This window comes from Kribbella antiqua, from assembly GCF_004345665.1.
Classification (GTDB): domain Bacteria; phylum Actinomycetota; class Actinomycetes; order Propionibacteriales; family Kribbellaceae; genus Kribbella; species Kribbella antiqua.
Genome location: NZ_SLWR01000007.1, coordinates 1 through 18,242 on the forward strand (window position 1 = coordinate 1; position 18,242 = coordinate 18,242).

Sequence of the window (18,242 nt, forward strand, 5' to 3'; positions counted from 1 at the left end):
GGACGACGCCCCGGCCCCTTCTTCACACGACGAGATGAAGACAACACAACCTCCCAATTCAGGACGAAGTGTTGCAACCGTCAGTAGAAACCACCTTGCCGCCAACTGGTCAGTTTTCAACTGCCGTTGACAGACAGCCGGACAGATCGGCACAGGTGCCCGGGCGCGCATTGGAAAGTAGTGGACGGTCTGAACTCGACTACGGATCAGAAGGTTGGCAATTCGCGTCGCGGCGTGCGAAGCATCAGCCGATGGAGCCCAGTACCCTGCCGATGTGTCGACTGAGCTTGTGATCGCAGCCGTGGGTGTTGGCGGCACACTGATGGCCTCCGCCCTCGCCTTCACGGCCCAGGTAACTCAGTTGCGCAGCCAACACAAATGGTCAAGACAGGAGGCGGAAGCCTCATGGCAACGCGAGCGCGAGGCACGCCTATTCGAGCGCAGGCGCAACGCATCTACGGAGTTCCTCAGTACCTACGAGCGGTACTACGCCGTCTTCTTTCCGTACGTCTGGGACCTCGATCGCACGATTCCCCCGCCTGACTATGACACCTTCGACGAGCTGTCTGAGCGAGTGAGTACCGTGGAGATCTACGGCTCAATCGCTGTCGCTGACCGCGCACACGAGCTGGTCTCGTCCCTGAGCAAGTGGACGAACATCCGAGCTGACGAGCGAGAAGGGGCCGAGAAGGCTCTTCACGAGGCTCGAAAGAGGTTCACCGCGGCGGCGCGCGCCGACCTGGGAGTATCTCAATAACCCTGGCCAGGCGTGCCATCAGTGTGCCATTCCGGGGGGCCGATCGAGGGTGGTCCAGGCCGGAGTCGGCCGGTTGGGCCAGAGTCAGAAACGTTCGCAGGCGCCTGGGCGGAGCGATTCCCAAGCTGACGTTGTCCCAGGTGTCCCACTGTCCCATGTGCCGCTCTGACCTGGGCAAACACCTGGGACAGTCGCGCGCCAGCAATGTCCCAGGTGTCCCAGCCCGCAGGGGCTCGGTCGAGCGGCTGACGTGCCCTCATGTTTCAGCACTCCACGCAGAACGGCTGCAACACCAGGGGGGCGGTGCAGCGGGTCCGTGAAGTGGCCATGAGACCGACACACCGCGCGGGCACAATACGGGCACAGACAGCCGTAGACGGCCGGTGCTGGTCGGACACATCCGGAAGTGGCCGGACAACCCTGGGCGATGCCTCGCAACGGTTGTTTCCGCAGGTCAGAGCGTTGTTGCCTGCTATGGAGAGCGGAGGGTGTGGGATTCGAACCCACGATGACGGTCACCCGCCATACCGGTTTTCAAGACCAGCGCACTCGGCCACTATGCGAACCCTCCAGGCGACGCTTGGCCGCCGATCGTCGAGGATAGCGCTCCTTGATGTGGGAGTGCGTGCACGGGGGGCAGCAGGTATGGTCTGCGGAGGGCGGGTGGGCCGCCTGGGGTACGGACGGAGGTGAGGGCGATGTCTCGGCTGTTCGAGGACATTGCAACCACCGTCCGGTCGGCACGCTGATCAGCTGACTGACCGGGCCTCCTGCCGACGCCGCGCGGGCGTCGGCTGTCCAGTCGTTCCGTCATGCCCTCTGGAGCTTTCGCATGTCATCTCTGCGTACCTTCCTGCTGCCCGCCGAGCTCGGGCCGGACTTCCGCAAGATCTGGCCGGCCTCGATCATCTCGAACCTCGGCGACGGCGCGATGCTGGCCGCCGGCCCGCTGCTCGTTGCCTCGATCACCCGTGAACCGGCCGCGGTCGGCGCCGCCGCGTTCGTCCAGCAGTTGCCGTGGCTGCTGTTCGCCTTGCTCAGCGGGGCTCTCGTCGACCGGCTCGACCGCCGGCTGATGATCGTTGCCGCCGATATCTTTCGCTGTGCCGTGCTTACCGCATTGGGCATCGCAGTGTTGCTCGAGACCTCGCCACTGTGGGGCGTCTACGCCGCGTTGTTCTTGCTCGGTACGGCGGAAACGCTTGCTGACAACGCCTCCGGTGCGTTGCTGGTGAGCGCCGTACCGAAAACGCAACTCGGTAAAGCTAATGCACGACTGTTCGCCAGTGGCACCGTGCTGCAGCAGCTCGGCGGTCCGCCGCTTGGCGCGTTGCTATTCGCCGTGGGTGCCGGTGTGCCGCTGGTGTTCGATGCTGTCACCTTCGCCGCCGCGGCCGCCCTCATCGCGCGGGTCGCCGTGCGTCCGCCACTTCCAGCCGCGCGTACGGCGATCTGGACCGACGTACGCGAGGGAGTTCGCTGGCTGTGGCACCACGCTGGCGTGCGGACGCTGGCGTGCTCGATCCTGGTCATGAACATCACGTTCTGCGCGGCGTTCGCCACCTGGGTGTTGTACGCGCGTGAGCGGTTGGGGCTGAGCGAGACGCAGTTCGGCCTGCTGGTTTCGGTCGGCGCAGTCGGTGGAGTGCTGGGCATGCCGGTCTACCACCTCCTGGAGCCCCGCGTCGGCTCACTCACCCTGCTACGCGCCGGACTGGTCATCGAGACGACGGTGCACCTCATCCTCGCCCTGACCCGAAGCCCGTGGGTCGCCGGCGCGACCATGGCCGTCTTCGGCGTACACGCCGTCGTGTGGGGCATTGTGTCCACCACTGCCCGGCAGCTCGCTACTCCGGAGCCGCTAATGGGGCGGGTGAACAGCGTGTATCTGCTCGCCTCGGTAGGCGGAGCGGCCATCGGCTCGGCACTGGGCGGCGTACTGGCGCAGCGGTACGGACTGGCGGCTCCGTTCGCCATTGCCTTCGTCGCGATGGTGCTGATGACCGCTGTGGCCTGGCGGCCACTACGGCACGTGTCGGTACGCCGTACTGCGGCAACTCCAGGCTGATAAGGGTTGGCTGCGTCCAGTAAGGGCTTGCTAGTGTCCATGAAACCCATGAGCGCATTCACCTCCCTCGGCCTGCCCAACACCCGTGGCCGGGCGCCGCTGCTTGTCGGTCTGGCGATTGACTCCTTCGGTGGGGGCTGCGCCGGGCCGCTCCTGCTGTTGTTCTTCGTCAGGGTCGCCGATATCCCACTGGGTACGGCGGGGTTGGTGCTGACCCTTGCGACGCTGTTCTCCATCGCCGTACCGGCTGCTGTCGGCGTAGCGATCGACCGGGTCGGTGCACGGAACTTGGTGGTGGGGGCGCAGTTCGCGCAAGGACTGGCGTTCACCGGGTTCTTCTTCGGTCGGTCGTTGTGGCTGCTGTTCCTGTGTGCGCTGGTGACGATGTGTGGTCAGCGCGCGTTCTGGTCCGCCATCTTCAGCCTGCTGTCGGATGTTGCCGACGAGGGCGACCGGGACAGGTGGTTCGGCCTGGGCGGCATGATGCAGGCTGGCGGCTGGGGGCTCGGCGCACTGGTTGCCGGCGTACTGCTGGCCGCAGGTGGGACGACACCGTTCCTGATCGCGATGGCAGTCAATGCTGTGACGTTCTACCTCGCAGGGCTCCTGCTGCTGCGGCTCCGCATCTCGCACCACAAGTGGGCTGCGCGGGAGAGCGGTCCGGCACCACTGCTCCGCAAGGACAAGCCATTCCTGGTGCTGATCGGCGCCAACACGCTGCTGGCGCTCTGCACCATGCTGTTCGGCACTGGACTACCTGTGTACGTCGCTGAGGCGCTACCTGTGGCGAAGTGGTGGGTAGGCGTGTTGCTGGCGGCCGTGTCCGTCGTACTGGGGACTGGGCAGACTCTGGTCGTGCGGCACACCGAGAAGCGCCGCCGTACCAACGTGCTGATCGTCGCTGGTGTCACTTGGGCTGTGTGGGGTGTGTTGATGGCATCGCTGCTGCATGTACCTACTGCGCTGGTGGTGCCCGGTCTGATCCTGGCTACCGCGGTCTTCGCGTTTGCCGACGTACTGCACGCTGCAACCTCGAACGCGTTGGCTGCGGCCGTGGCGCCGACTGTGGGGCATGGGAAGTACCTGTCCTACTGGCAGTACTCGTTCACTTTTGCCAGCGTGCTGGTTCCGGGCTTCTTCGCGCAGCTCTTCGAGATCCGCCATGAGTTCCCCTGGCTGGGGATGTCCGCCTTGGCGCTACTCGCGGTCGCCACGATCTTCACGCTGGACCGGGTCCTCCCGCACTCGACCACGCAACGCCGTTGAACCCCGGTTTGCGGCGCTCGCGACACCGGAAGACTGACGGATCAGCCATCGTTGCGTCCTTCGAACACGTGTTCTAATGTGTTCTGCATTCGCGGTTCTCCACCACCCGGATCGTCCGGCCGACCGAACCTCCCACCTCCGATGTGGACGGCCACCGGACACCGCCGCCCGGGCAGTGAGGGCCCGGGCTGTGGAGATCCGTACGACCTTTGGTACTGCTGATTCGGCCTCGATCCATGGATCCTGGCCAGGAACGAGGTGATGCTCAACGGAAGGACAGCGGCATGCTGCTCGAACACCGCGGCCGACGACCGGTCGTGCCCGAATCCGCCTATGTCGCACCGTCAGCGGTGCTCTGTGGTGCCGTCGTGCTCGGCGAAGGCAGCAGGGTCCTGCACGGCGCGGTACTGACCGCGGAGAACGGCGAGGTCCGTCTCGGTGAGAACAGTGTGGTGATGGAGAACGCCCTGGTGCGCGGCCGGGCCGACCATCCCGCCCTGCTCGGCGACGCGGTTCTGGTAGGTCCCCATGCACACGTGAACGGCGCCACGGTCGAGGACGAGGTCTTCATCGCCACGGGCGCCGCGTTGTTCCCCGGTTCGGTCGCCGGCGCGGGCGCGGAACTCCGGATCAACAGCGTGCTGCAGGTGAACTCGCGGCTGGAACCCGGCGCGGTCCTCCCGATCGGATGGATCGCGGTCGGCGACCCGGCTCAGCTCTTCTCGCCCGACCGGCACGAAGAGCTCTGGCCGATCCAACGCGACCTGGACTTCCCCGGCACCGTGTACGGCGTCCCTCGCGGCACCTCCATGCGCGACATCATGGCCCGCCAATCCACCTTCTTCGGCGCCCACCTCGACGACACCCAACTGCCCGACTGACAGCCTCGGACCGGCGTTTCAGGTCGTGGTGAGGGTGTGTACCTCGAAGCGGCGTACTTGGGCGGGTGGGGTGGACGCGCAGGTGAGACGTGCGTCGACGGTGTCGAGGTGGATCGAGAGCTCGACGCTGATGAGACCTGTAGGGGCGGCGAGGTCTACCCGCCATTGATCGGCCGCAACCTGGCGAGCAGCGGTGGGACGGAGGTCGTCGACGGCCAGGGAATGACCGGCCGCGCGGGCAAAGTGCTGCGCTGCTTGGACTGGTGGGATGAATGCGCCTGATCCGCGGAACAGGTCAGGGACGACGAGCCCTTCGTCGTAGTGCTTGGCGAGCTCAACGGCGCGGGACGCTGGAACATGCCCGTAGAACAGCCCATGCGGCAGTACGACGACGTTAGCAGCGAAGCGATCGCCGCCGACGTGGCTGCACTCCCAGGTGCGCTGCGGATAAGCCGCCGACAACGCGGCAGCCACCGGGCGTCCACGCACGGCACAACACGCGTCATGCCGCCCGTGCGCGCACACCAAGTAGATCGGCTCCCGGCTGACCCTTCCCAACCCAGCACCACCGCCGAGTACTTCAAGCAGGTGGTTGTCCGACGGCAGGTCACCCCAGCGGATCGACTCGTGGCCTGGCCGGCTATCGACGAGCGCCCACCGACGCGGCACCGACTGGTCCGTTCGCCCATACCGCCTGATCAGCGCCGGCCGATACCCGAGCCGCCCACACCTTCGCGCCACCTCAGCCGCAAGCCTTCCATCCGCCGGCCCCTCAGCATCGCGGAGGGCGTGCAGGGCGCTGCGGGGCCACGCTGTGCGGCATTCGATCAGCAGCCAGCGTTCGGCCGGAGGTGCCGTGGCGACCATGGAGTCCTCGCGCTCGGCCGCGAGCGCCGCACAACCCGTCTCGGCTCGATACCTCTTCTCAACCACAGAACCACTTCACCATAATGTTGCTCGCAGCAACCATAGGCCAGACGCGGCACGTCAGCTGGACGGCGTGACGAGAACTGCTTCGGTGAGCAGGCGGCGAACCAAGACCAGTTGGTCCTGTTCGTCCAGCCCAGGGAGATCGCCGACCTTGTGATCACCGCCGGAACACAGCTGGGTGACCGCGTCGGCCGTGGACGCCGGCAAGGTGATCGTGCGATCGGGAAGCTGAAGTACGACGGGATCGCCCGCCACGACCCGGCAACGAAGCCCAGCGCGCAGCCGGACCGTCGTACCGACAGCAAGAGACGCGATGGAAGCTGCGTGAGCCAAGGGCGGTAGCGGCGCCGGTCGGTTGCTGGACCAGGTACGGCGGCGGAGGCGTGCTGCCAGGTCCTCCGGTGATGCCGACTGGATCTGCTTGACGAAGAGATCAGCAACCTCCGGCAGCACAGCACTGACCTGCGCTGGATCACCTGGATCGAAGCCGAGCGGCAGTGCGGCACGCAACGCCGCCTGGTTCGCGGCGAGCGCCGCGAGCTCCTGCACGAGCAGGTAGCGCGTCATCGTGTGCAGGCCGACAGTGAGGTGCGCACTGACCCCGCCCAGCGCCTTCGCCGAGTGCAGGAAGCCACGTGGTACGTATAGCGCATCACCAGGACGCAGTACGTCGTCAATCACCGGAGCCTTGTCACGGGCGGCAGCCGCTACGGCCTGCGAGTGGTCCGTCCACGGCTGGTTGCGCAGTGGATCCACGTGTACGGGCTCGTGCACAGTCCAGTGCTTCTCACCCGCTACCTGCAGCACGAAGACGTCGTGTACGTCGTAGTGCGCCGAGAACCCCTGTGACTGCGGCGGGGTGATGTACGCGTTGATCTGCACTGGATGACCCGCATCCATCGACAACTGCGTCGCGAAGTCAACCAGCGCAGGCCAGGTCCGGTGCAGTGCCTGCAGTACGACGGTGTGCCCGCCGGCGAACAGCGCAGCCACCTTGTCGTCACGCACCTGGTCTGCGATCTCCGCACCAACCCCACCCGACCCAGTGAACTGCCCGTCCCCCACTACCGCCCCGTCCTTGGCAATCCGCAAGAACGGCGTCCGTAGCCCCCGCCGAGACAACAACTCATCCGCAGCCCCCAAACTGAACAAGTCACCAAACGGCCCGCCCAATCCGCCAGGCCCGGAACCCGCCTCGTGCAGGTCGCCCAGTGCGGAGCGATCGCCGTGCGAGCCGTCGCCGGGGTGGTGATTGTAAGAGCCGCCCAGCCCGGGACGGTCGTCGTCGGAGACGACAGGTCCGGGGTGGTGGTCGTGGGGGTTGTCCGGGCGTGGGTCAGGGCTGTGGAACCCGTCAGCGACGTTCGGCTGGAGGGCGTCGTACGGGTGGAAGTCGGCGTGGCGGGAGAGGAGGGCGTGGGAGCCCCAGTAGGTGGTTGCGAATTCGTTCAGGTCGCCTGCTACACAGCGCCGGAGAGCCGGGCGTTCGTCCGGCAGCGGCCCGGTCTCCGGCACCGCCCTCACCAACTTCCGGAGCTCCCGCTGGCGCCGCCGTCAGCACCGCCGTCGGTCACGCTCGGGTCAGCGCCACCGTCAGCAGGTCCTTCGGAACCGCCTCCAGCGCCGCCATCGGCACCTCCGTCGGCGCCACCGTCGCTGACACCAGGCGACGCGCCGCCGTCCGCAGGACCCTCACCAGCCCCACCATCCGCACCACCGTCAGTACCGCCCGGCGTGGCGCCGCCATCGGCAGGACCCTCACCGCCCGACCCATACCCACCGGCTCCACCGTCAGCGCCACCATCGGTAGCGCCCTGCGTAGCACCGCCGTCCGCGGGACCTTCAGAGCCGAAGCCGCCGGCCCCACCGTCCGCACCACCGTCAGTGCCGCCCGGCGTCGCTCCACCATCTGCAGGCCCCTCGGAACCGAAGCCGCCGGCTCCACCATCCGCACCACCGTCAGTGCCGCCCGGCGTCGCTCCACCGTCTGCGGGACCCTCGGAACCGCCGGCTCCACCATCCGCACCGCCGTCGGTTGCGCCCTGCGTGGCGCCGCCGTCTGCAAACCCCTCACCCGAGCCGAACGCGCCAGCTGTTGTGTCGTTGCCCTCGCTCGAGGATCCGCCGGCTGAGCCTCCGTACTCGCCGGCGCCGCCGTCGGCGCCTCCGTCCGTCGCACCCGGGGTCGCGCCACCGTCCGCCAGACCCTCGTCGCCTTCGGACGAGGTCGTCATGTCGTCGTCGTTGAGACTCATCTGCTGCTCCCTTCGCACTGGCCAGGAGAGTGCCGGACACGCGGCAAGGGCACTCTGCGTTCATCCTGTGCGCAAAGTGAAGACGGACTAAACCCCGCCAGGGTTACAGCGCTCACTCGGTTCGACGGCGAACCAGGCACGCCCGCATCGAGCGCTCAGGTCAGCAGATCGCGCCAGACCTTCACGAAGCCGTCAGTCACCTCTTCAGGCCGCACAGCGATCCGCAACCAGTCCGGCCCCAGCCCCGGGAAGGTGTCACCCCGCCGTACGGCGTAACCCCGCTCCCGCAACCGTTCCCGCAGTACATCGGCCCCGTCAACCCGCACCAACACAAACGGCCCCCGAGCCACCCCATACGTCACAACTCCAGCCCTGCCGCCGTACGACGCAGTCCCCACCACGGCACGCGTGTCGCCGTACGACGCACCTCCCGACGCGCCCGCGGTGTCGCTGTACAGGGTGGGGGCGAGGGCGTGGAGGAGGTGGGCTCGTTGGCGGTCGGTGTCCAGGGCGGCTTGGGCTGCTTCGGCCAGGGCTTGCTCGTTGCTGCAGGCAATTGCTGCGGCCAGCGCAGGAGTGGACACCGGCCAGTGGGGCTGGACGGCGGCCAGTTGCTCGATGATGCCGGCGGACGCGATCACGTACCCGACGCGCAGCCCCGCCAGCCCCCACGTCTTGGTCAGGCTGCGAATCACCACCAGGCCGGGTATGGACGCGCCGGCGAGCGACTCCGGTTCGCCTGGGACCGCGTCCATGAATGCCTCGTCGACCACGAGGATGCGATCGGGCCGAGCCAGTTCGCGGAGGTCGTCGGCGGGGTGCAGCACGGAGGTCGGGTTCGTCGGGTTGCCGATGACAACGAGGTCCGCGTCGGCCGGCACTGCCCGAGGGTCGAGCTCGAAGCCGTCTTCGGGCCGCAGGATGACCCGGTCGACCAGATGCCCGGCCGAGCGCAGTGCCGCCTCGGGCTCGGTGAACTGAGGATGCACCACCACCGCATGCCGCGGCCGGAACGCGCGCGCGATCAGCACGAAGGCCTCCGCCGCTCCCGCGGTCAGCAACACCCGCTCCGGTGGCACGTTGTGCCGCGCGGCGACCGCAGCCAGCGCCGCCTCCTGACGCGGGTACGCCGCCAGGTCCGTCAGGCTCCCGGTGATCTCCTCCACCAACCAGGCCGGCGGCGTACCAGCCCTGACGTTGACAGCGAGGTCGACGAGCCCGTCGCCAACCTCGAGATCACCGTGATGCTCCAAATCAAACCCATCCACCACCCCAGGAGGCTAACCGCTCCCCCACCACCCACACCCCCACGTCTCACCCACGCACCTCACCTTTCCGGAGGATTTTCGGCGCCAGCCGCAAACTTTCCTCCGATGATCGGCCCGCCCAACGGGCCGGGGCCAAGGGAGTTAACGGGGGGTGACTGTGTAGCGGCGGTTTTGGAGGGAGGGGTTTTGGTGACGGACGGTGGTGAGGCGGTCGGGGGTGAGGGTGGCTGTGGCGTGGCCGTTGGAGTCGCCGACAGCGGCCAGCGTGGCGCCTTGCGGGTCGAGGATTTGGCTTAGGCCGCAGTACTTCTTGCCGTTCTGAGCCGCGGCGGCCACGTAGCAGGTGTTTTCGATGGCTCGGGCAGTCAGGAGCGTGGTCCAGTGGTGTTCCTTCAGGGGGCCGCGGACCCAGGCGGCCGGTACGACGAGGACCTCGGCGCCGGCGTCGACGAGGGCACGGGAGTGCTCCGGGAAGCGCAGGTCGTAGCAGGTCATCAGGCCTAGCGAGAGTCCGCCGATCTTGACCACCACCGGCGCGACATCACCTGGCGTCAGCTGGTCCGACTCCTTGTAGCCGAAGGCGTCGTACAGGTGGATCTTCCGGTAGGCACCCAGCAAGGAGCCGTCCGCGCCGACCGCCAGCAGGGTGTTGTACGGGCGCCGCTCGTCGCAGCTGCGCTCGAACATGCCCGCCACGATCGCCACACCGTGCTCGACCGCGCACTTCCGCAGCGTGCCGACGAACTCCCCGTCCAGCGCCTCCGCCGCCTGCGCGACCACGCCGTCCTCGACCGAGAAGTCGGCCATCATCGCTTCCGGCAGTACGACGAGATCCGGGTGCTCGGACGCCGCCTCGGCGACAACCTGCGTCACGAGGTCGCGATTGGCGGCCTTGTCGGAGCTACTGGCGGTCTGCACCACGGCGATCTTCACGCTTCCATGGTGCCGCACTTGAACCCAGAAAACCTCGGGCGGCGAGGCGGCGGGGATGCGAGACTGCGTCCGTGGATTTCGACGCGTTGATACTCGCCGGAGGAGGCTCCACCCGGTTCGGCGGGGTGGACAAGGCGATGCTGGTGCTGGACGGTGTCACCCTGCTCGATCGAGTGCTGACGGCAACCGCTGACGCAACCACAACTGTCGTAGTCGGCTCAGTCCGCACCACCTGCCGCCCGGTCGAATGGACGGTCGAGGATCCACCCTCCGGCGGCCCAGTAGCAGGGATCGCGGCCGGCCTGACCCACGGCACCGAACCAATTGTCGTGATCCTCAGCTGCGACCTCCCCTGGCTGACCCAAGACGACGTCACCCACCTGATCGAAGGACTCAGAGATCATGACGCCCACGGGCTCCGAGACACCGACGGCCGCAACCAGCAGCTCGCCACCGCATACCGCCGTACCGCAATCACTGAAGCAGTACGACGTATCGGCGACCCAAGAGACAAGTCAGTACGGCGCCTGGTCGCCGACCTGGACATCGCCTGGTCCGACCCAACACACGCCGGCGACGACGTCGACACCTGGGCCGATCTAGATGACTGAGCTCATCGCGAAGCTCTACCCAGGCAGCGAGATCGTCCAGCGCACCGGCGGCCAACTGAGCACGGTCTACGAGGTACGACGTACAGACGCCGACCCGCTGATCGTCAAGCAATACGCACCCGAATGGCGTTGGAAACAAGCAAAAGAAGTCCACGTCTACGGACTGCTGAGCGGGCAAGACGTCCCACAAGTCGTCCAAGTCGGCGATGGCTACACCGTTCTGACCAAGCTCGACGGCGTCCCGCTGTCCGAGGCCGAGCCGCCCGACTGGCGAGCGTCGTACGAGCAGATCGGGCGGTTGCTCCGACGAATTCATTGCATCGGGCAACCGTCGTACGGCTATCTCACAGACGAGATCCTCGACCCGCTGCCGGACAACGACCAGTACATGCGCCGCCAATTCACCAAGAAGCTCACAGAATTCCAAGGTCTCAAAGGCGATCCCGCACTCCACCGACGCATCCGCGAGTACGTCGAAACACACGCCGAGCTGTTCAAAGCCAATCTGGCACCGGCCCTGTGCCACAACGATTTCCACGAAGGCAACGTGCTGGTGGATCCGGAGACCTGGCGCGTGACCGGATTCATCGACGTCGAGAACGCGATCGCCGCCGACCCACTGCTCGATCTCGCCAAGACGATGTCCTACTCAATCCGAGGCGACGCCACGAAACTCCAAGGAGTCGTCGATGGGTACGGCGACCTGCCGGAGGACTGGCGCGAACGCACCACGCTGTACCGGCTCTACCATTCGCTCGAGCTATGGGACTGGTTCGCCTCGATAGGCAACGCCGATCCCCTCGACAGCATCGCGGACGACATGGCCGAGATCGTCAGCTGAGCCGGTACGGTGGGCAGCATGCGTGCTGTGGTGTGTGAGGGTGGTGCCGGCGGGATCGAGGTCCTTCGGATCGGCGAGATCGAGGATCCGAAGCCGGCCGTCGACGAGGTCGTCATCGATGTGGTCGCCGCGGGCGTGAACCGGGCCGACCTGCTGCAGCGGCAGGGCCACTATCCACCGCCGCCCGGCGCGCCCGGGACGATCGGGCTCGAAGTGTCCGGTGTCATCTCCGCGGTCGGTGCGGAGGTCGAGGACTGGTCCGTCGGTGACGAGTGCTGCGCACTGCTCGCCGGCGGTGGGTACGCCGAGAAGGTCGTCCTGCCGGCGCCGCAGGTGATGCCGGTGCCTGAAGGCATCGATCTTGTCAGCGCGGCGGCGTTGCCCGAGGTGGTCGCGACGGTGTGGTCGAACGTGTTCATGACCGCGCACCTGAAGGAGGGCGAGACGCTGCTCGTCCACGGTGGTGCGTCGGGCATCGGGACGATGGCGATCCAGCTCGGGGTGGCGCACGGCGCGCGGGTGCTGTGCACGGTCGGCAGCACCGACAAGATGGAGTTCTGCACCCGGCTCGGCGCGGATGTCGCGATCAACTACAAGGAAGCCGAGTGGGCGTCGGTGGTGCGCGAGGCGACCGGCAAGGCGGGCGCCGACGTGATCCTCGACATCATGGGCGCGAAGTACCTGCAGGACAACGTGAAGTCACTCGCGTACGACGGCCGCCTGGTCGTGATCGGCATGCAGGGCGGCGCCAAGGGCGAACTCGACATCGGCCGCCTGATGGCTCGCCGCGGCTCCATCACCGCGACCGGCCTCCGGTTCCGCTCGGTCGAGGACAAGGGCCGCATCCTGGCCGAGGTCGTCGGCCACGTCTGGCCCCTGGTCGCCGAGAAGAAGGTCCGGCCGATCATCCACACCACCTTCCCCCTCGACCAGGTGGCGCTCGCGCACCAGACCCTCGAGGACTCCACCCAGATCGGCAAGGTCCTCCTCACCATCTGAGTGCGGACGCCCAGCACTCACCAACCGCGTGGTCGCCGTACGACGGGGATGGGCTCCCGCGGACGACCTGCGTTCAGGCTCACGCGCGCCTGGACGCGGCCGGCTCGTCGCCGTTGGTGAGTGCTGGAGATCCGCGTCATGCCTCCACTGGCATGTTCGCGGCCAGCCACTCCGGGTCCGGCGCGACCAGTTGGATGACGTCCAGCCACGTGCCTTCGGGGTCGCGGACGAAGAAGTGGCGCTGGCCGAAGACCTCGGTGACCACCTCGGTCTCGAGCCGCACGCCGGCCTCGGTGAGTGACTGGGCGACCTTGTCGGTGTCCTCGACGATGAAGCCGAAGACGTTCGTACTCTCGGTCAGCGCGGACACCGCGGCCGGAACCGTCGCGTGGCCGCGCTGACAGATCGCGAGCTCCCAATCCGCCTCGCCCCGGCGCAGGGTGATGAACCAGCCGAGGTCGATGGCGATCTGTACGTCGAGATGCTGCTGATAGAAGGCGGCGACCTCCGCCGGTCGGTCGGTGACCACGGTCGCGCCGAATGCCGCGGGTTGCATACGTTCTCCTGACTACTACAGCTGTCGTTGTTGTGTACGACAGTTGTAGTGGACGCTGCTACGCTTGTCAACATGCCCCGGAACCCCGAACGCCGTACCCAGCTCGCCGACGCCGGTCTCGCCGTACTCGCGGAAGCCGGAGCGCGCGGCTTGACCCACCGAGCGGTCGACGCCGCGGCTGGATTGCCCGCCGGTACGGCGTCCAACTACTTCCGCACCCGCGACGCACTCCTCGGCGCGCTCGGCGAGCGGATCTTCGAGCGACTCGCCCCCGACGAGGCCGTCCTGGAGCCGCTGTCCAAGCGGGAGCCGACGATCGATCTGATGATCGACTACGTGCACTACATCGTCGAGCGGCTGCTCGGCCGACCCGAACTCTCCCTCGCCCTGCTGGAACTGCGACTCGAAGCGGCCCGTCGCCCCGGCCTGCACGAGATCCTGTCCCGCACTCTGCGCCACGGTTTCGACGCCGACGTCGCATTCAACGCGAACGCCGGCCTCCCCGGCGGCGCCGAGGAGATCCGCCTCCTGCACTTCGCCATCGACGGCCTGGTGCTCGACCAGCTCACCCCCGGCACCGGCCGCCCGTACGACGTCGACGCCATCACCGCCCGCCTGGTCCGCCGCCTCGTCCGCAGGGACGACACCAGCATCATTTGATGGGCTGACCAGTCAAATGATGGGTTCCCCGCTCGAATACAGGCGGGGAACCCACAAGCTGGTGGGGTAACCCACCAAACGGCCAGCGCCAGGAACCGCCGCGCTTGGTCTAGACCGTTGACGAGAGCATACTCGGTATGCATACTCAGTATTCATGTCGATCAAGCATGGACTGCTGGCTCTGCTTCGGGAGGATCCGAAGTACGGGTACCAATTGCGCGGGGAGTTCGAGGCGGCGACCGGGGCGACCTGGCCGCTGAACATCGGGCAGGTCTACACCACCCTCACCCGCCTCGAGCGCGACGGACTCGTCCGGCCGGCGTCGGGCGAAGGCGATGGCGACGGCCGGTCGCTGTACGAGATCACCGACGACGGCCGGGCCGAGCTGGCCCGGTGGTTCGACACCCCGGTCACCCGGGAGTCGCGACCGCGCGACGAGCTGGCGATCAAGCTCGCCCTGGCGCTCGCCGTACCGGGTGTGGACGTGAGCGCCGTCGTCCAGCGTCAGCGGATGTCGACCATGCGGTCGCTGCAGGAGCTGACTCGCCTCAAGCGCGGCAACCGCGACGGCGACATCTCCTGGCAGCTGGTGCTCGAGTCGATGATCTTCGCCGCCGAGGCCGAGATCCGCTGGCTCGACCATTGCGAGTCGATGCTGTTACGCCACCGCGCAGCCGGCGGTACGACGCCGGCCGCCAGCCGAGCCGGTACGACGCCAGCCGCAGGCCGAGCCGGTACCACGCCGGCCGCCCACCGCACCAACGACGTACCGGAAGAGCAGGCCAAGCGATGAGCACGATTCTCGACATCCGTAATCTGACCAGGACCCACGGGCAAGGCAAGCAGGCCGTGCACGCCCTCCGCAGCGTCGATCTGTCCGTGGAAGCCGGTGAACTCGTCGCCGTGATGGGCCCGTCCGGCTCCGGCAAGTCCACGCTGCTCACCTGCGCCGGCGGCCTCGACCAGCCCACCGCGGGCGAAGTACTTGTCGACGGCAACGACCTCACCACCCTCAGCCGCAACGCGGTCGCCGCCTTGCGCCGGCGAAGGATCGGCTACGTCTTCCAGGACTTCAACCTGATCCCGGCCCTCACCGCCGCCGAGAACGTCGCGCTCCCGCTCGAACTCGACGGCACCCGCACCCGCGCGGCCCGCAAGTACGCCGAAGCAGCACTCCAGGAGGTGGCCATCGATGAACTCGCGGACCGATTCCCCGAAGACATGTCCGGTGGCCAGCGGCAACGAGTCGCGATCGCCCGCGCCATCGTCGGCGAACGTCGACTGCTGCTCGCCGACGAGCCCACCGGTGCTCTCGACTCCGACACCGGCGAAACGGTCCTCCAGCTCCTCCGCGACCGGTGCGACCAGCACGGCATCGCCGGCGTACTCGTCACGCACGACGCCCGGCACGCGGCCTGGGCGGATCGCGTCGTCTACCTGCGCGATGGCGTGCTGGTAGGCCAGTCCGGTCCGCTGCCCGAGGCCGACGCGCTGCTACAGGAGAGCCACTGATGGGCGGGTGGGGTCCGCCGCTGCGGATCGCCCGCCGAACCACGCGAAAGTCCCTCGGCCGCACGTTCCTGGTGGCCTGTCTGATCGGCCTCCCGGTCCTCGCGGCGACGTGGATGGGCGTCGTGTTCAAGACGTCCAGCCCGGAAGGCGAAAACCTCGCCAGGATCGAGATCGGCCAGGCCGACGCTCGGCTCGACGTCACGCAGTACGGGAAGCTGGCAGCACTGCCAGGCGAACCGTCGTTGATGTCGAGCGAGCCGGCGCCGGCCGAAGGCGCCGAGCAGCCCGTCCGGGTGCCGGCGACCTTCGACCCGACTCCGTTGCTGCCGGGCGGAAGCACCGTAGCCCGCGCGTTCGTCGATGCCGGGATGGTCGAGATCCGCGGTCCGCAGGCGAACACTTCCGTCAGCCTCGTGGTCGGGGACGGCACCAGCCAGTTGACACAAGGCACGGTCAAGCTCGACCAAGGCCGCCTCCCGGCGACGAAGAGCGAGATCGCGGTCTCACCATCGCTCGCGAAGCAGCTCGGCCTCGGCGCGCCGACCGGAACTGTGACGAGTGCGACCGGCAAGAGCTATGCGGTCGTCGGCATCGCCCGAACGATGTCGACCCCAAGTGCCGAGACGATCTTCGCCGCCCCCGACACCGCCCTGCGCGCCGCCGACCCGGGCACCTCCGTCCGCTACCTGGTCAAGCTGCCCGCATCGGCCGACGCGAAGACCCTCGCGAAGCAACTCCCGGACCAGGGCCTGTTCTTGTTGCCGCGCGCAAACATCGTCGACCCGCCACCGGATCCGTACGGCGGCACCAGCGGCGACCTCGGCCCGTACGCCGCGATGGCGCTGGTGATCGGCTTCGGCATCCTGGAGATCATCCTGCTCGCCGGTACGGCGTTTGCGGTCGGCGCGCGGAGACAGACCCGCGAGCTCGGCCTGGTGATGGCGGCCGGCGGTACGCCCCGCGACGTACGACGGATCGTCCTGTTGCAGGGCTTGTTCGCCGGTCTGGTGGGGGTGATCGGCGGGCTCGCAGTCGCGACGGCCTTGGTCCTCGCCGGCAAGCCGGTGTGGGAGGAGATGACGTCGGCGATCTTCACGGGCTGGCAGATCCCATGGACGAGCGTCGTACTGATCGCGCTGCTCGGATTGCTGGCTGGGCTGGCGGCGGCCGTCGTACCGGCGATTGCTGCTGCGCGGCAGACTCCGATGGCTGCGCTGGCTGGACGTTTCGCGACCACCACTGGTTCGGCGCGGGTCCGCGTGCCGGCCGTGGTTCTGTTAGTGGGCGGAATGGTCTGCGTGTTTATCGGCAGCGGGCTGATCGCCGCGGCGCTGAAGGAGGCGCAGCGGTCGAGGCCTGAGGCGACGGTCACGCCGACCGGACCGATCGCGCTCGTATTGCTGGGGATCACGGCGACGATCGCCGCGCTGGTGTGGATGCTGCCGAGTCTGGTTGCCAAGTTCGCCGGGTTCGCGCGGGTGCTGCCGCTCAGCGCGCGGCTCGCCGTTCGCGACGCGGCCCGGCATCGTCACCGCACGGGTCCTGCCACCGCCGCGATCATGATGGCTGTGGCCGGGACCGCCGCTGTCGCCTTCGCGGCGTCGAACGGGATCGCCGCGGAAGCCAAGGGATACACCCCGATCGCGAAGCACGGGGATGCGGTGGTCCACTTCGAGAACGTGCCGTACTCACAGAGCACCGAGCAGAAGGTGGCCGCCTTGCTACCGGTCCGGCACACGTACCGGCTGGCCACGGTTTCGTTGCCCGACGCAAAGACCAACGAGTGGGGCTATCTGCCCACCCTGTACGCGATGAGTCCGGTCGACTCGCAAGGAACGTCCTATTCGCTGGGTTTGCTGGCGGTCGACCCCGCTTTCATCGCCCGCTTCGACGAGTACGGCGCCAAGGCGGCAGACGAACTGCGAGCCGGGAAGGTCGTCCTCCCGAACTGGAACGGCCAGAAGGTCGACCTGTACACCGACGGCGAAGCTGGGGAATCATCACCTGCCCGGACGCTCGACGCGGCGGCGACCGGTGCACCGCCCAACATCAGCTTCCTGCGCGACAACGCACTGATCAGCAACGAAACAGCCGCGAAGGTCGGCACGGTCACGACCTTCGAGGTTCAGTACGAGTTGACGCGGGAGCCGACCGAAGACGAGTTGGCTGCGGTCGCGCGGCTGCTGGGCAATGACGACGTACTGAAGGTCGAGCGCGGGTTTCAGAGTCCGGCGCGGATGTTCATGATCGGGATTCTGGTCGCGGCGACCGTGGTGACGCTGCTCGGTGTGGCGATCTCGGTGTCGCTGTCGGCGGCGGAGGGACGTGCGGATCTGGCAACGCTGGCTGCGATCGGTGCGCAACCTCGGCGGCGGCGGAACCTCGCGGCGGCGCAGGCGTGGGTGCTTGGGCAGTTCGGCTGTCTGCTGGGCGTCGGCGTCGGCGCTTTGTACGGCTATACGGCCCATGCGGCGTTCGGATCGCCGCGGTTCATGGTGCCGTGGACCGAGCTCGGCGGGATCGTCATCGTCGTACCGCTGTTCGCTGGAACGCTTGCCTGGCTGATGACGCGGTCGCGCCTACCGATGGTGAGCCGGATCGATTAGCGCCTCGTCGAGGGCTACGGGTGCGACCAGCGGGGTGCTGGTGACTCGCCATTGGCCGCAGGCGCAGCGCTGGTACACGACAAGGCCTTCACTGATGTG

Annotated in this window: 17 protein-coding genes and 1 tRNA gene; 11 read left to right on the top strand and 7 right to left on the bottom strand. The window is 67.5% G+C overall.

Annotated features, from left to right (window positions below):
* The first annotated feature begins 274 nt into the window (after positions 1 to 274).
* Positions 275 to 757, top strand: a complete 483-nt coding sequence (locus EV646_RS20040; protein ID WP_132150770.1) for a hypothetical protein — start codon at positions 275 to 277, stop codon at positions 755 to 757.
* 482 nt (positions 758 to 1,239) lie between these two features.
* On the opposite strand, the gene EV646_RS20045 is transcribed toward EV646_RS20040, so the two are convergent.
* Positions 1,240 to 1,328 (bottom strand) — tRNA-Ser (locus EV646_RS20045).
* Between the two features lie 261 nt (positions 1,329 to 1,589).
* Here EV646_RS20045 and EV646_RS20050 point away from each other — a divergent pair.
* From EV646_RS20050 to EV646_RS20060, 3 genes are all read left to right on the top strand, one after another.
* A complete protein-coding gene (locus tag EV646_RS20050) occupies positions 1,590 to 2,825 on the top strand; it encodes an MFS transporter (RefSeq protein WP_132150772.1) in 1,236 nt (411 codons plus the stop codon).
* A 48-nt stretch (positions 2,826 to 2,873) separates the two neighbouring features.
* Positions 2,874 to 4,091 carry an MFS transporter gene (locus tag EV646_RS20055; RefSeq protein ID WP_132150774.1) on the top strand — a complete coding sequence of 406 codons (1,218 nt, stop codon included), beginning with the start codon at positions 2,874 to 2,876 and terminating at the stop codon, positions 4,089 to 4,091.
* A 284-nt stretch (positions 4,092 to 4,375) separates the two neighbouring features.
* Positions 4,376 to 4,972, top strand: a complete 597-nt coding sequence (locus EV646_RS20060) for a gamma carbonic anhydrase family protein (RefSeq protein ID WP_132150776.1) — start codon at positions 4,376 to 4,378, stop codon at positions 4,970 to 4,972.
* An 18-nt stretch (positions 4,973 to 4,990) separates the two neighbouring features.
* On the opposite strand, the gene EV646_RS20065 is transcribed toward EV646_RS20060, so the two are convergent.
* The 5 genes from EV646_RS20065 to EV646_RS20085 all read right to left on the bottom strand — a co-directional run bounded on the left by EV646_RS20065 (position 4,991) and on the right by EV646_RS20085 (position 10,358).
* Positions 4,991 to 5,905, bottom strand: a complete 915-nt coding sequence (locus tag EV646_RS20065) for a sucrase ferredoxin (RefSeq protein ID WP_132150777.1) — start codon at positions 5,903 to 5,905, stop codon at positions 4,991 to 4,993.
* 54 nt (positions 5,906 to 5,959) lie between these two features.
* Complete coding sequence (locus EV646_RS20070) at positions 5,960 to 7,417, bottom strand: cupin domain-containing protein (RefSeq protein WP_241996195.1); 1,458 nt, start codon at positions 7,415 to 7,417, stop codon at positions 5,960 to 5,962.
* Positions 7,418 to 7,422: 5 nt separating this feature from the next.
* A complete protein-coding gene (locus EV646_RS20075) occupies positions 7,423 to 8,157 on the bottom strand; it encodes a hypothetical protein (protein ID WP_199237084.1) in 735 nt (244 codons plus the stop codon).
* A 155-nt stretch (positions 8,158 to 8,312) separates the two neighbouring features.
* Positions 8,313 to 9,428 carry an Rv2231c family histidinol phosphate aminotransferase CobC gene (cobC, locus tag EV646_RS20080; RefSeq protein WP_132150779.1) on the bottom strand — a complete coding sequence of 372 codons (1,116 nt, stop codon included), beginning with the start codon at positions 9,426 to 9,428 and terminating at the stop codon, positions 8,313 to 8,315.
* 138 nt (positions 9,429 to 9,566) lie between these two features.
* Positions 9,567 to 10,358: a carbon-nitrogen hydrolase family protein gene (locus tag EV646_RS20085; RefSeq protein WP_132150781.1), complete on the bottom strand. Its 792-nt coding sequence runs from the start codon at positions 10,356 to 10,358 to the stop codon at positions 9,567 to 9,569.
* A gap of 71 nt (positions 10,359 to 10,429) precedes the next feature.
* On the opposite strand from EV646_RS20085, the gene mobA reads away from it, so the two are divergent.
* Genes mobA through EV646_RS20100 form a run of 3 tightly spaced genes read left to right on the top strand, consistent with a single transcriptional unit; the run spans position 10,430 to position 12,809 of the window.
* A complete protein-coding gene (gene mobA, locus EV646_RS20090; RefSeq protein WP_132150783.1) occupies positions 10,430 to 10,969 on the top strand; it encodes a molybdenum cofactor guanylyltransferase in 540 nt (179 codons plus the stop codon).
* A complete protein-coding gene (locus EV646_RS20095; protein ID WP_132150785.1) occupies positions 10,962 to 11,810 on the top strand; it encodes a phosphotransferase family protein in 849 nt (282 codons plus the stop codon). The genes mobA and EV646_RS20095 overlap by 8 nt, the downstream gene beginning before the upstream one ends.
* 18 nt (positions 11,811 to 11,828) lie before the next feature.
* On the top strand, positions 11,829 to 12,809 hold the full coding sequence (locus tag EV646_RS20100; RefSeq protein ID WP_132150787.1) for an NAD(P)H-quinone oxidoreductase: 981 nt from the start codon (positions 11,829 to 11,831) through the stop codon (positions 12,807 to 12,809).
* A 136-nt stretch (positions 12,810 to 12,945) separates the two neighbouring features.
* Here the strand turns inward: EV646_RS20100 and EV646_RS20105 are convergent, their stop codons facing one another.
* Complete coding sequence (locus tag EV646_RS20105) at positions 12,946 to 13,365, bottom strand: VOC family protein (protein WP_132150789.1); 420 nt, start codon at positions 13,363 to 13,365, stop codon at positions 12,946 to 12,948.
* 72 nt (positions 13,366 to 13,437) lie between these two features.
* On the opposite strand from EV646_RS20105, the gene EV646_RS20110 reads away from it, so the two are divergent.
* From EV646_RS20110 to EV646_RS20125, 4 genes are all read left to right on the top strand, one after another.
* Entirely contained in the window at positions 13,438 to 14,025 is a 588-nt protein-coding gene (locus EV646_RS20110; RefSeq protein ID WP_132150791.1) for a TetR/AcrR family transcriptional regulator, read from the top strand.
* A 154-nt stretch (positions 14,026 to 14,179) separates the two neighbouring features.
* A complete protein-coding gene (locus EV646_RS20115) occupies positions 14,180 to 14,818 on the top strand; it encodes a PadR family transcriptional regulator (protein WP_132150793.1) in 639 nt (212 codons plus the stop codon).
* The gene (locus EV646_RS20120) at positions 14,815 to 15,537 is read left to right on the top strand and encodes an ABC transporter ATP-binding protein (RefSeq protein WP_132150795.1); all 723 of its coding nucleotides are present in this window, start codon (positions 14,815 to 14,817) and stop codon (positions 15,535 to 15,537) included. Before EV646_RS20115 ends, EV646_RS20120 begins: the two co-directional genes overlap by 4 nt.
* The gene (locus EV646_RS20125) at positions 15,537 to 18,143 is read left to right on the top strand and encodes an FtsX-like permease family protein (protein WP_132150797.1); all 2,607 of its coding nucleotides are present in this window, start codon (positions 15,537 to 15,539) and stop codon (positions 18,141 to 18,143) included. Before EV646_RS20120 ends, EV646_RS20125 begins: the two co-directional genes overlap by 1 nt.
* Positions 18,144 to 18,242: the final 99 nt, after the last annotated feature.

Bases quoted from the DNA above. Each gene is read 5' to 3' on its own strand.
- EV646_RS20075 (WP_199237084.1), bottom strand. From the start codon at position 8,157: ATGAGTCTCAACGACGACGACATGACGACCTCGTCCGAAGGCGACGAG.
- EV646_RS20115 (WP_132150793.1), top strand. From the start codon at position 14,180: ATGTCGATCAAGCATGGACTGCTGGCTCTGCTTCGGGAGGATCCGAAG.
- EV646_RS20055 (WP_132150774.1), top strand. From the start codon at position 2,874: ATGAGCGCATTCACCTCCCTCGGCCTGCCCAACACCCGTGGCCGGGCG.
- EV646_RS20060 (WP_132150776.1), top strand. From the start codon at position 4,376: ATGCTGCTCGAACACCGCGGCCGACGACCGGTCGTGCCCGAATCCGCC.
- EV646_RS20050 (WP_132150772.1), top strand. From the start codon at position 1,590: ATGTCATCTCTGCGTACCTTCCTGCTGCCCGCCGAGCTCGGGCCGGAC.
- EV646_RS20120 (WP_132150795.1), top strand. From the start codon at position 14,815: ATGAGCACGATTCTCGACATCCGTAATCTGACCAGGACCCACGGGCAA.
- EV646_RS20110 (WP_132150791.1), top strand. From the start codon at position 13,438: ATGCCCCGGAACCCCGAACGCCGTACCCAGCTCGCCGACGCCGGTCTC.
- EV646_RS20100 (WP_132150787.1), top strand. From the start codon at position 11,829: ATGCGTGCTGTGGTGTGTGAGGGTGGTGCCGGCGGGATCGAGGTCCTT.
- EV646_RS20095 (WP_132150785.1), top strand. From the start codon at position 10,962: ATGACTGAGCTCATCGCGAAGCTCTACCCAGGCAGCGAGATCGTCCAG.
- EV646_RS20105 (WP_132150789.1), bottom strand. From the start codon at position 13,365: ATGCAACCCGCGGCATTCGGCGCGACCGTGGTCACCGACCGACCGGCG.
- EV646_RS20125 (WP_132150797.1), top strand. From the start codon at position 15,537: ATGGGCGGGTGGGGTCCGCCGCTGCGGATCGCCCGCCGAACCACGCGA.